This is a genomic window from Pseudomonas sp. LTJR-52, from assembly GCF_003691465.1.
Taxonomy (GTDB): domain Bacteria; phylum Pseudomonadota; class Gammaproteobacteria; order Pseudomonadales; family Pseudomonadaceae; genus Chryseomonas; species Chryseomonas luteola.
The window spans coordinates 2,609,727-2,622,748 of sequence record NZ_CP033105.1 but is presented as its reverse complement, the minus strand read 5'-3'; the positions used below and the strand labels follow the sequence as shown (position 1 = coordinate 2,622,748).

9 protein-coding genes are annotated in these 13,022 nt (G+C 55.7%); 3 read left to right on the top strand and 6 right to left on the bottom strand.

Going from position 1 to position 13,022, the window contains the following annotated elements; all coding sequences use genetic code 11:
• Positions 1 to 213: 213 nt before the first annotated feature.
• Both EAW52_RS12310 and EAW52_RS12305 read left to right on the top strand, forming a co-directional pair.
• Positions 214 to 2,001, top strand: a complete 1,788-nt coding sequence (locus EAW52_RS12310) for a tannase/feruloyl esterase family alpha/beta hydrolase (protein ID WP_122042617.1) — start codon at positions 214 to 216, stop codon at positions 1,999 to 2,001.
• Positions 2,002 to 2,065: 64 nt separating this feature from the next.
• Positions 2,066 to 2,680: an O-methyltransferase gene (locus tag EAW52_RS12305; protein ID WP_122042616.1), complete on the top strand. Its 615-nt coding sequence runs from the start codon at positions 2,066 to 2,068 to the stop codon at positions 2,678 to 2,680.
• A 93-nt stretch (positions 2,681 to 2,773) separates the two neighbouring features.
• Here the strand turns inward: EAW52_RS12305 and EAW52_RS12300 are convergent, their stop codons facing one another.
• The 6 genes from EAW52_RS12300 to EAW52_RS12275 form a co-directional block, all read right to left on the bottom strand.
• Positions 2,774 to 3,595 carry a shikimate 5-dehydrogenase gene (locus EAW52_RS12300; RefSeq protein ID WP_122042615.1) on the bottom strand — a complete coding sequence of 274 codons (822 nt, stop codon included), beginning with the start codon at positions 3,593 to 3,595 and terminating at the stop codon, positions 2,774 to 2,776.
• Between the two features lie 83 nt (positions 3,596 to 3,678).
• Positions 3,679 to 6,345 (bottom strand): excinuclease ABC subunit UvrA, encoded by a 2,667-nt coding sequence (locus EAW52_RS12295; protein WP_122042614.1) that lies wholly within the window; start codon positions 6,343 to 6,345, stop codon positions 3,679 to 3,681.
• Between the two features lie 97 nt (positions 6,346 to 6,442).
• Positions 6,443 to 7,324 (bottom strand): hypothetical protein, encoded by an 882-nt coding sequence (locus tag EAW52_RS12290; protein ID WP_256680792.1) that lies wholly within the window; start codon positions 7,322 to 7,324, stop codon positions 6,443 to 6,445.
• Positions 7,325 to 7,343: 19 nt separating this feature from the next.
• Entirely contained in the window at positions 7,344 to 8,339 is a 996-nt protein-coding gene (locus EAW52_RS12285) for a LacI family DNA-binding transcriptional regulator (protein ID WP_122042613.1), read from the bottom strand.
• Positions 8,340 to 8,405: 66 nt separating this feature from the next.
• Positions 8,406 to 9,881 (bottom strand): sucrose-6-phosphate hydrolase, encoded by a 1,476-nt coding sequence (locus EAW52_RS12280; protein WP_122042612.1) that lies wholly within the window; start codon positions 9,879 to 9,881, stop codon positions 8,406 to 8,408.
• 12 nt (positions 9,882 to 9,893) lie between these two features.
• Complete coding sequence (locus EAW52_RS12275; protein WP_122042611.1) at positions 9,894 to 11,174, bottom strand: MFS transporter; 1,281 nt, start codon at positions 11,172 to 11,174, stop codon at positions 9,894 to 9,896.
• A 122-nt stretch (positions 11,175 to 11,296) separates the two neighbouring features.
• On the opposite strand from EAW52_RS12275, the gene EAW52_RS12270 reads away from it, so the two are divergent.
• Positions 11,297 to 12,883, top strand: coding sequence for a carbohydrate porin (locus EAW52_RS12270; protein WP_122042610.1), 1,587 nt, complete (start codon positions 11,297 to 11,299; stop codon positions 12,881 to 12,883).
• The last annotated feature ends 139 nt before the right edge of the window (positions 12,884 to 13,022 follow it).

Genomic DNA, 13,022 nt, shown 5'->3' with positions numbered 1-13,022 from the left:
TCACATTGCCTGCACAGTTGTTACTCACACTTGAGGCTGAAAAAAGCATGAGCGACAGCCTGACTGATTCAGCCATGCGTCAAATACCTGATGAGATAGCCCAGGATAGCCCTGTACTACCGGCACTGGCAGTCGATTGCAGCAGCAGTAGTTACTGCACAAGCGGTATGCCTGGAGGCTAGCCTGTTTTTAAGCATTCATAGAGATCGTCCCATGTACAACGAACGTTTCAGACGCGCCTGTATGGCCGTTACGTTATGGGTGTGTTCATCAGCTACCAGTGTGGCGGGCGCTGCTACCCAGGAAGATAATTCAGCTGCTTCGCTGGCGTTGTCTCAATCACTGCCTATCGTCCAACCTGTTCAGGTTTGTTCATCGCTTAAAAGTTTCGACATGAGCGACATTGGCGGTAAGGGTAGTTCGATCACTTCAGCCACTGAAACCTCTGATAATGGTGTAGCAGTGTGTGCGGTTGAGGGGACGCTGGCCCCTTCGATTGGCTTCAAGGTAGTTCTTCCCTTGCACAGCTGGACTCAGCGCTATCTGCAGGTAGGATGCGGCGGATTATGTGGCCGTATCTCGCTTGAGGTCGGTGCGGCCGAAGGGTGTACGCCGCTCAATACAGGCGGCTTTGTCACGGCAAGCACGGACATGGGACACCAGGGCGAGGAGTCGTTCGGAGAAGATCCGCGAAAGCGTCAAGACTTTGCCTTTCGCGGTGTGCATCTTACGGCCCTGGCCGCCAAAAAGCTGATCCATGCCTTTTATGGTCGTAGTGAGGCCTATTCCTACTTTAACGGTTGCTCTGATGGCGGACGCGAAGCGTTGATGGAGGCGCAGCGCTATCCGAACGATTTCAATGGCATCATTGCCGGTGCCGCGGCGATGAACTTCCAGACCCAGAATGCGATGTATCACGCCTGGCAGGCACGTACGAACACCGGCCCAGACGGTAAGGCTGTTCTGATAGCCTCTCGCCTTCCGTTGATTCACAGGGCTGTACTCAATCAGTGTGACGCGTTGGATGGGCAGGTCGATGGTCTGATTTCCGACCCGCGTGCCTGCCATTTTGATCCGGGCACGTTGCAATGCAAGAGCGAGCAGAAAGCTGATAATCCCAACTGCTTGTCTCCTGCTGAGGTTGACGTGGTGCGTCGCTTGTACGAAGGCCCCAAAGATCCTGCGACTGGCCAACGGCTGATTGCTGGTGGACCGCAGCCGGGATCTGAATTGGCGTGGGCGAATGTCTTTGTTCCGCAAAGCCATGACGATCCTATCTTCAGCAAAATGATTGCCATGGGCGCACTGCAATGGCTGTCATTTGAGCAGAGTCCGGGCAAGGACTTCAAACTCTCGGATATGCAATTCGACTTGAAGACCTTTGACCGCCTAAGGCCGCTGCATGCGTTTTATGATGCAACCAACCCGGATCTATCAGCCTTTGCCAAGGCTGGCGGCAAGCTCATCATCTGGCATGGCTGGGCTGATCCGCATATCTCGCCCATCAACTCCATTGCGTATCACGAGGCTGTTCAGCGCGTCATGGGCAAGGAGCAGGCTTCAACCTTCGAACGGCTTTACCTGTTGCCAGGCGTCTACCATTGTGGTCAAGGTGAAGGCCCGGCGAAGCTTGACCTGTTGACACCCATGCTCTCCTGGGTTGAGGGCGGAAAAGCACCTGAAGCCATCCTTACAAACCAGACCGATGGGCAAAACGTCATGGGCCACTTTGGCGCACCGACAGATAGACCCATGAAGGGCGCTCCTGACTTCAAGAAGATGAAGGATGATCCAAACCTCATGAAAAAGCCGGTAGCAAAAGATGAAAAGGTGATCCGTTCGCGGCCGGTCTATCCCTATCCGTATGTGGCAGCTTACGACGGCAAGGGCGACCCAGCTAACGCTGAAAGCTATAAGCAGGGTAAGCCTCTTTTCAACGAGGAGACTCGTCCGTGGGCCGGCTCGGATTTCTATAGCCCCTACACGTTCCGCATGCAATAACCATTAAGGTGGCGCGAGAAGGCGGCACCTGTGTGGCTATCGAACGAACAGGCAAGGAAAGGATATGGACGAGAAAATCAATACGGTGCTTGAGACTTATCACGCGCGGATACACAAAGAGCAAAGCGCGCCCCGCGAGCTTCCTCCTGGCGGACGTGACGGCGGGCAGGATCAACGCATGCGCGCTGTCGGACCGCAAACCGGACAGCTGATCAATATCTTGGCGAAAAGCCTGGAGACCCCTACGATTTTGGAAATTGGTACCTCCTTTGGCTATTCCGGCATCTGGCTTGGCGAGGCTGCACGCGCAACGGGTGGACGGCTGATCACTCTGGAGCTGCATGAGTACAAGTCACTCTATGCACGGGAGATGGCCGAAAAAGCAGGGCTTGCAGACTACATCGACTTTCAGGTCGGTGATGCCGTACAGCTGATCGAGGCGCTACCCGGTAGAGTGGACTTTGTCCTGCTTGATCTGTGGAAAGACCTTTATGTACCGTGTCTTGAGGTGTTTTATCCCAAGCTCAACCCAGGTGCGATCATTGTTGCGGATAATATGATCCGGCCCGGCAATGACGATGTGAAGCGCTATGGGCGCGCTATTCGAGCCAAGGCGGGCATTACCAGTGTATTGCTGCCGGTAGGAACAGGACTTGAGGTAAGCCGGTTCGAGGCGTGATATTCAGGCACAATCTGTTAGACAGCACTGTGCCTTCGAACGTTGACGGTCAAGAGCGGGGCAATCGTCATGTGCGGTTGCCCCTATTTACCTTTATTGATTGCGCGAGTATGCCGCGGCGGCTTCAACCTGCTCAGGACTTGGGCGGATGCCGGTGTACAGGACAAACTGCTCCAGTGCCTGGAGGGCAACAACCTCTGCGCCGGTAATGACAGGCTTGCCCAGCTCGCGGGCGCGTTTGATGAGTGGGGTTTCGGATGGCATTGCCACGACATCAAATACCACTTTGGCCTTTTGAATCACTTCGTCATCAAAAGACAGATCGTCCGCTTCCGGTCCGCCGGTCATGCCTACGGGTGTCACATTGATGATGAGTTCAGGGCGCAGGTCGCCCAGGGATTCGGTCCACTCATACCCGCAGGATTCAGCCAGGGCTCGGCCGGTAGTGGGATTGCGAGCCACGATGTGTCCCTTCTTGAAGCCGGCCTCCCGCAAGGCAAACGCCACGGCTTTGGCCATACCGCCGCTACCCCGCAGCGCAAGCGTCAGATCACGAGATACCTGATGGCTATCAAGCAGCGAGGCGACAGCCAAAAAGTCCGTGTTATAGCCTGTCAGTTTACCGTCATCGTTCACAATCGTATTGACCGAATCGATCACGGCGGCAGAAGGGTCGAGGCCATCCAGAAGAGAAATACAGGCTTCCTTGAACGGCATGGAAATAGCGCATCCGCGTATGCCAAGCGCTCGAATGCCGCCAATGGCAGCAGGCAGGTCGGTGGTTGTGAACGCCTTGTAGAGATAATTCAGGTTCAGGGCTTCGTACAGATGATTGTGAAACCGTGTACCGGTGTTGCCAGGGCGTCCCGCCAGGGACATGCAAACCTGGGTGTCTTTATTGATGGCGTGAGGCATTTTGATTCCTTCAAAAAAGCGGCCCCTGTTTGTCAGCCAAGCGGGCCGGTGGTTCCCAGGAACCGCTTGGCATGTGAACCCGATCAGCTCTCCAGTACCGCCCGCAGGTAAGGCGCGGTCTTGCTGCTGGTCTCTTTTGCAACGCTCTCGGGTGTACCGCTCGCGACAATGTGTCCACCTCTATCACCAGCCCCTGGGCCGATATCGATGACCCAATCGCTTTGCGCCACGACGCGCATGTCATGTTCAACCACAACGACTGTATTGCCAGCCTCTACCAGACCGTTGAGCTGGCGCACCAGGCGGTCTGTATCAGTAGGGTGTAGACCCGTTGTAGGCTCATCAAGTACATAGAGCGTAGCGCCGCGCTGGGTACGTTGCAGCTCGGTTGCCAGCTTGATGCGCTGTGCTTCACCGCCGGAAAGCTCCGTGGCTGGTTGCCCCAGGCGCAGATAGCCCAGACCAATATCACGCAGGACGTGCAAGGGACGGAGTACGCCAGCTTCCTCCTCGAAAAAGGTACAGGCATCCTCTACCGTCAGGTTCAGGACTTCCGCAATGGTTTTTCCTTGCCAGGTGACTTCCAGCGTTTCGGCGTTGTAACGGGCGCCATGGCAGGTCGGGCAGGGCGCATACACGCTGGGCATGAACAGCAGTTCGACACTGACGAAGCCTTCGCCCTCACAGGTCGGGCAACGCCCCTTGGCTACGTTGAATGAAAAGCGATCGGCGTCATATCGCCGTTTCCGAGCTTCCGGGGTCGCGGCAAACAGTTTGCGGATGCCGTCAAAAAGGCCTGTATAAGTGGCAAGGTTGGAGCGCGGTGTGCGACCGATCGGCTTCTGATCCACTTGGACCAGGCGACGAATATGCTCCATGCCTTCAATGATTTGTCCTGAGAGTGGCTGAGGAGCTTCCTCGTCCAGAAGTGATTCGTCTTCATCGCGCTCGGCCAGTGGCCGGCCTATGTGTTCACCGACCAACTCCAATAGTGCCTGGCTGACAAGAGTCGATTTGCCGGAGCCAGAGATACCGGTAACGGAGGTAAAGCAGCCAAGTGGAAACGCAACATTAAGGGCCTTGAGGTTGTTGCGCGTTACGCCGGTTAGTCTTAGCCAATGAAGCGGCTTGCGGTGCGGGCGTCTCAAGGTGGCTGCTGTGCGCCGAGACGCAAACAGGTAATCCCGTGTTTGAGACGCTTCGACATGAGCCAATCCGGCAGGCGGTCCGCTGTAGAGAACCGTACCACCGTGTTCGCCTGCTGCAGGGCCTACATCCACCAGCCAGTCCGCACGACGCATCGTCTCTAGATCGTGTTCCACTACGAACAAGGAATTGCCGGCCGCCTTGAGTTGATCCAGAGCCGTGAACAACGCTTCGCCGTCAGCAGGATGCAGACCGGCGGACGGTTCATCGAGCACATAGATCACTCCGAAAAGCTGCGAATTCAACTGAGTGGCAAGGCGTAGACGTTGCAGCTCTCCCGAAGACAATGTTGGGGTACTGCGTTCCAGGGAGAGGTACCCCAGGCCTAGCTCGGTCAGGGTTGTCAGGCGTTCCAGCAGATCCTGGGCGATACGTTGGGCCGCCAGGCGCTTTTCGTCTGACAGGGTCGGAGTACGGCGCACGTCCGGGGCGGCCTCATGGGAAGCGCCACCTTCCCGGGCACGCGCTTCACGTGCGCGGCGTGATTCTTCCCTTGTGAAGGTTTTCTCCACGGGAGAAGACCCTGAAGCCAGCGCACCGGCTGCAATAGGTGTGAGGACATCAACCAGGGTCAGCAGAGGCATGCGGGCCAGCTCGCCAATGTCATACCCGGCAAAGGTGACGGACAGCGACTCACGCTTCAGGCGCTTACCTTCACACAGCGGACACAGGCTACCCACCATGAATTGGGATACGCGTTTTTTCATTAACGCGCTTTGCGAATGGGCAAAGGTATGTAACACATAGCGGCGCGCACCGGTAAAGGTGCCCATGTAGCTGGGCTCGCGCTTGTGCTTGAGAGCTTCGCGGGTCTGCTCTGGTGTCAGGCCGGCATAGACCGGAACGGTCGGCTGTTCTTCAGTAAAGAGAATCCAGTCGCGATCCTTTTGGGAGATATCGCGCCAAGGTATGTCTACGTCGTAGCCCAGGGTTACCAGAATGTCCCGCAGATTCTGCCCCTGCCAGGCAGTAGGCCAGGCGGCAATGGCCCGCTCGCGAATAGTCAGCGAGTCGTCCGGTACCATAGACTGCTCGGTTACTTCATAGACTCGTCCGAGCCCATGACATTGAGGACAGGCGCCTTGGGGTGTGTTGGGCGAAAAGTCCTCTGCGTAGAGCATGGGTTGATCAGGCGGATAGGTGCCGACGCGTGAGTACAGCATGCGGATCAGGCTGGACAGGGTAGTGACGCTACCCACCGAAGAGCGAGCGCTGGGCGTGCCGCGTTGCTGCTGGAGAGCAACAGCCGGAGGCAATCCTTCTATGGTGTCCACATCCGGTACGCCCACCTGATCGATCAGGCGACGGGCATAGGGTGCCACCGATTCAAAGTAACGACGCTGGGCCTCGGCGTACAGGGTTCCAAAGGCAAGGGAGGACTTGCCAGAGCCCGAAACGCCGGTAAAAACAACCAGGCTGTTGCGGGGGATGTCGACATCTACATTCTTGAGATTGTGCTCACGCGCGCCCCGGACGCGGACAAAGCCGGAGGCTGTAGAGGGAGAGGCGTGGGTGGGATCAGGCGTGCTTCGTTTGTTGGGCATGCGTCAGGTCTTGGCGTAGGAACGTGTTCATAGGACCTTTTACCTGCCGGGACGACTGCATGACTGCCAGGAAAACCGTTACGTTGCGACCCAAGCCTCATGCACGTTGCAAGATATCCCCACGTAAATACCCACCAGCGTATCCACGAATCGGATTACCGTACACGTCCTCAAGGCCCAATACCTCCCGGGCGCAGTTCATCCAGGCGTGAAGCATGTCTGGAGAGCCATTCAGGGCACCGACCTTGATACGTCCGCTCCGTGGCTCCGGCATGCTATACATGACGGGGCGCCCCAAGATGGCGGACGCCTCGGAGAGTTCGGGGATGTCGTGATCCATGGCATCGAAGAATTCATGGCCTGCGATGGAGATTGGTTTGAGCGCCTTGACCTGTTCGATTGCCGCCTCGATCGTGGCTCGTAATTGATCAGGATTGATCTTTTGCCAGTTCGACCGGGAGGCAATACGCCACGCGCGTAGATCAGCCGGATCGACCCCAGGGCAGAGACCCTTGTAGGCTGCGCTCAGGCAATGGTCGGCGGCGGCAGCCAATTGCAGCTCCGGCGTCGGCTCGATCTCCAGCAGCTGGCAGACCTGCCCCAGCGAGGAGCCTTCCCAGTAGCGCGCCGGAGGCATGTCATACCCCGGATCGCCTTCATGATGATGGTCTACCACAATATCACGAGGCTGGGAGGTATCGGCGAGGCCGCATTCCACCCAGACGATAGGGCCATGGGGCTCTCCTGCGCGAGTGGAAACCCGGTCCGCGCGGTAAGCGTTACCTGCGTAGACCCGACGCTCGTCGACTAGGGCATAAGCAACCCGGTGCCGTGTCCGCAGGGCAAGGGTTTCGATTAACATCATTTCCGGGTCACGTGCGCCCAGGACAAACAAGTATTTCATGGAAGGCCACAGGTAATGGCGGAACGAGAGAGCCAATGAAGTAATGACGCAATTCAGCTCCTTGAATTCCTTCAAAATGAGCTGGTCCTGACGCTTATAGCGATGCTCGCTCTACCAGAGGGCAAGGGATAGGGTGGATACCGACAGCCTGACGTCCTTCAATCAAGTGCAGCGCTGCCTGGCGACCCATTTCATAATGAGGCAACTGTACCGTAGTTAGCGGTGGATGAAACAGCTCAGAAACACCAACCATGTTGTCATAGCCCAGTACTGCTACCTCGCCGGGTATGTTTACGCCACGGCCCAATAGGTACTGATAGGCTACGAAAGCAATGCGGTCATTGCCACAAATCAACAAATCATAGGCTGGAGAACGGGACGATTCGAAGCGTCGAGTCAGCTCTTCAAGCGTTTCGCCATAGGCATCATCGGTGCTGAGACTGTATTGAGCAAGGTCGCTTTCCGCCAAACCCGCCTCATAGCAAGCACGCAGAAGCCCTTCTTGCCGCAGCATCCAAGGCAAACTATGCCGAGGCAGGTTGATACAAAGAGGACGTCGGTAGCCACGTGCCAAGGCAGCTCGTACAGCTGCATACTGGCCGGCGCTATCGTCAGGGACATAACAGGCCACATTGGGCGCTGTACCCTGACAATTACTCAGCACCAGCGGACGGTCGCCAAGGCCATCAGGAACGTTTACGCTGCGCAGTTGCATGGCGGTGAAGACTATCCCGTCTGGACGATGAGCAAGCATCAGCTCGACTTCCTGCTGACTGGGTTGCTCATCCAGAAGGTTCAGAATGAATAAATTCCACTGATGCGCGCGGGCGGTGCGTTCGAGACCGAGTAGAAGGTCTACCGCAAAAGGTGTCGTGGCAGTGCCCAGCGCAAAGACGCCAATTGTCTTACCGCTGGACTGACCGCCGCGAATGCGCCGTGCAGCAAGATCGGGCACGTAACCAAGGGTGCGAACGGCAGAATGTATACGCGCCAGGGTTTTTGCGTTGAGCTTCTCTGGACTATTGAATGCCCGTGAGACGGTCATTGCTGAAACCCCAGCCAATCGTGCTACATCTTTAACCGAAGCCATACTGCCATCCGTCCTGCTTGAAACTCGTAGTGTGTCGAGTATTACAAACCGGCGTGGCAGCAACAGTCAAAGTTTCAAGTCGCGTAATGCCCAGGCGCGGGCTGCGCTGAATACGGCACGGCCGTTAGAGGAGAAAACATAAATGCCTTGGCTGTCAGGTTGGGGATAGAGGCGACTGGTCATGACATGAAGGCCATTGTCCACAAAAACCTCAATGGACGAGCGATCCAGATAGATCTTCAAGGTTAACTGCGTCTGACCGGAAGGCAGGGGCAAGCTGCGAACTCCAGCAACACCTTTGCCGGAGCGTTCTCTATCCAGTACCAGGCGGCCCGCCTGGGCATCAACGTAAAGAAGTGTCTCTTCACACGAGTCTGCGCTACAGCGCAGGGCAAGGCCGTACCGTTCGGCATCACTGACAGCAAGCTCCAGTATGATATCCAGTTCCAGTAGTTCGCCCGCAACGGGTAAAAGGCGACGCTCAGCATGTACTTCACCAATTTCCAGGTAATACTCGTGCTTTCTTAAGGTAGCCAGCTCGCGTGCTGGTTTTTGATATAGATGGTTACCTATAAGAGTTACTTCTCGGGGCAGGGTAAGAGAGCCACACCAGCCGTGAGCCTGACTGGGCATTGGGCTTTCCCACATGTCCATCCATGCCCACAGCAAGCGTCGGCCATCGGGTGCAAGCATGGTTTGAGCTGCATAACAGTCATGGCCATGATCAAGCTCGACGAAGTTGGTGTGCGGGGTAAAGTGCCCCATCGAATCCAGACGTCCCAATCGATAGCCATTCTGGTACAGATTACGATAGAGATAGCCTTGAGGCTGCAAACCCTGAGGCGAATAAAGTAAAACGTCCTGATCATCAAAGGAGAAAAGATCAGGACATTCCCACATGAAGCCATCAAGGGAGCGCTCGCCAGCCAGGGCGCAGTTTAGAAGGTCCCAATGCAGCAAGTCAGTGGAGCGGTACAGCAGCAGTTGTGGGTTGTCACCGACACGTGCGCCCAGCGCCATACGCCATTCACCGTCGTGACGCCATACCTTGGGGTCGCGGAAGTGCTGTATTTCAGATTGAGGTGGCTGGATAACTGCGCCGTGCTTGGTAAAGTCTATGCCGTCGCGACTGCTGGCTAGGCACTGTACCTGTTCGATACCTTGATCTTCACGGCCGGGTTCGCCTAGCCAACGATGCCCGGTATATATCAGATAAAGGGTATCCTCCCAAACCACCGCCGAGCCCGAGAAGCAGCCATCGCCATCAGGATCCGAATCGGGTGCCAGGGCAACGGGTAAATGCTCCCAATGCACTAGATCGGCACTTTTGGCATGTCCCCAGTGCATTGGACCCCACTGAGGTGAGTATGGATGAAACTGGTAGAACACATGGTACTCGCCATGGAAAAATATGAGTCCGTTAGGGTCGTTCATCCAGCCAATCGGTGGCGATAGATGATAGGCAGGGCGAAAGTCGTCACAACGCTCGGGTAGTCGTTCTCGAATGGCATCTTGCGCATCACGCAGCGCGGATGAGGACATGAGCAGGGCCTCTCAGGCAGGGGAAGAAGAAGGGCTGCCGTCAGCGTTACGGTCAGCGTGTACTGTCTTGGTGAAGGCATTTGGAGGGTCTGCACGCAGTAGTCGCCAGGATAACAGCAGGCAGACGCCAACCAACCCTGAAAGCAGAATGTAAACCTGGGCAAAACCGAGGTGGTCATAACCGTAGCCGACAACAGGTGCCAGCAGCATGGCAGTCAGTTGCTGAGCGAATTGGTAACCCACCAGATACAGCGTCGCGGATAGGCGTGAGTCGAAGTTGAAAGCGATATATTTAAAGACCGCTACGAGCAGAATGGGCACCTCTAATGCGTGCAGCATTTTGCAGGCGGCAATCAACCAGGCGGTATCGGCCAGTCCAGACCCCAAGATACGGGTAAACATGACTGCCCCGGCCAGAATGAGGCCTTGCTTGGCTCCGATACGCGCCACTAGCCAGGGCGCAAAGAGCATACATAAGGCTTCTACAAGAACTTGGCTGGAGTTTAAGTAACCATAGGCCCGGGTACCTTCAGCGGCTGTTGGAAAAAAGCTGGCGAAGTAGACCTGAAACTGTTGCTCATAGACCATATAGACGCCCGAAACACCGGTCAGGTAAAGCCCCAGCGCCCAGAAGCGAGGCAGCCGCAGCAAGGTCAGGAGATCATGGGATGTAACCGGCGCAGCACGCAGGTAGGGCACAGCAGATGTGCTTTGCTGAAAGGCCTTCAGGTCCAGGCATGCCAGAATCAATAGAAAAATAACGCCAGAAATACTGCTCAGATAAAAGGCAATATTCGGGTCTATGTTAAAGATTACTCCGACTACAGCGGTTGCTGCTGCCCATCCTAGAGAGCCCCAGGTGCGGGCAGTACCAAACTCGAAGCCGCCACAACGCGACAAGCGTTCCGTGTAGGACTCTATCACGCCTACTGCTGCCAACATGGCAAAGCCTAGGAAACCTGCGCCAACTACCGCACCCAACACTGCGTTTTCCAGTAGGAGCCGGGCATAGATATGAATCGAAAAGGGTGCAGCCAGGGCCAGCAAAATACCAATCCAGACCAATAGTTTGCGTGACAGGCCGAAACGATCCTGCAATGCACCGTAAAAGGGCTGAATCAGCAGAGCGGCAACGGCATTAGCGGCAAAGATAAAGCCAGTTTCGGTACCGCCTAGTCCGACCACCCGGTGCAGCCAGATGGAAAAAAGCGAGTAGCTTGATGACCAGGCGAAGAAGAAAAAGAATAGCAGACCACTAACGAGCCAATACTCACGTTGTTTGGGAAAAGCCATAAAAAGCCTCTTGTTTTTGTTTTTGGTAACGTTAACATTTGCATTGACTTACTTTATTCAGGGTTTGTCAAGTGCAGGCGCTTTACCTCGTGCGCCTTACTACAAGAACAAAAAGGTGAATGATGAAAGATCGTGTCCATTGCCTCGGGGCAGGCTTGTCCCTCGTAGTTTTTTCTTCTCCATTGCTGGCAGCCACCGGCTTGACGATTGAAGAGCGTCTGGCACAGCTTGAGGTCCGAGTAGCTAATGCCGAAGCCAGAGCCAGCCGGGCCGAGGCCGAAGTCAGGCGTCTGCGCCAGACTGAAAAAACCGCTACGACTGTCGCAACTGCAGAGGGGCTCCAGCGGTCCCTTGATCAGCGGGTTGCTCAGATTGAGGCTCGACAGCAGGCACTTGAAGACAAGCCAGCATCCGTTAAGGCTGTTTCATCCGCTAATGAAGGATTCAAATTCGGTGCTTATGCGCGTTCTGGCTTTTTAGCCAATGGCGACAAGACAGGGCGTGGAGGCGTGCGCATGACACCCGCCGGCGCTATTGGCGGGCATGTTGGCCGGCTTGGTAATGAAACTGATACGTATATGGAAGCCAAGCTCTCTCAGGAGCGGCAGGTAGACAACGGTACCCGCTGGAAATACCTGCTGATGTTGGCAGACGGAGTACAAACTCCCAACGTCTGGGCTGCCGAAGAAAGCTCGCTCAATGTGCGGCAGGCTTATGCCGAGTTGAACCATATGGCTGCTTTCAGCTCATCGCCAATGTTCAGGGATGCCACCCTGTGGGCTGGCAAACGCTTTGATCGGGACAATTTTGATGTGCACTGGCTGGATCGTGATGTCATTTTCCTGGCGGGCACAGGGGCCGGTATTTACGATGTGAGACCACTACCGGATTGGCGTTTGAATGCATCTCTGGTGACACGTTCCTATGGTGATTTCGGTCTGGAAAACGGCAAGGATGCACGCTCCTATATTGCTACCCTCAATCAGTTCTTTGATGAAGATCGATGGCAATTCATGCTCAACGGCATTACCTCCGGCGAAAATAGAGGGCGTTTGGCGGCCGCTGATGCAAAGGGCGATGATCATCGAACCAACCTGAGCGGTTATACCCCGGCGGATAAAGGGGTGCATACCGTCTTTACGTATGGGCAAAAGAACTTTTTTGGTCGTGAGGGCGCGCTGAAAACCTCGCTGGTCTACGGACGAGGCTTGGGCGCCGAACTGAGCGAGATTGGCGGCGACGGAGAGCTACTTGACCAGGCGCAGTCCCTGCGGCTTGCCTTCTATGGGTATACGCGACTCGGCCCTTTCTGGCGTATGGCACCGGTTGTCATTGCCGAGCACAGTCAGGATCGCTATGTGCCGGGGGACGACTACCGTTACGTTACTGCTAACCTACGCCTCGCCAACGATATCAACCAGAACTTTGAAATGCAGTACGAACTAAGCTGGCAGACCATGGATATCAATGCCCGTGGCTACGCCGGACGCAGGCAAGCCGATGGTAACTTCTGGAAGGCAACCATTGCCCCTACGTTCAAACCTCAAACCGGCGATTTCGTACTACGTCCTGAACTACGCCTGTTCGCCTCGTATATGAACTGGTCCGCGGGCCTGGATCATTTTAGTCATACGGATGATCTGGGTGAGCCTCATTTCAAATCAGGTGGGGTATGGCAGTTTGGGACCCAAATGGAAGTCTGGTTTTAAAGGCAGTGAGCTAATGTGCGGGTGGTCTGGGCGTGCCCGCCCAGTTCGGATACAGAGAATAGAGGGGGTGCTAAGCTGTAACAAGCGCATAACTTCCCTGTATGCTGCGCCGCCTCATGTTTAGGCAAGAAGAGAGCGG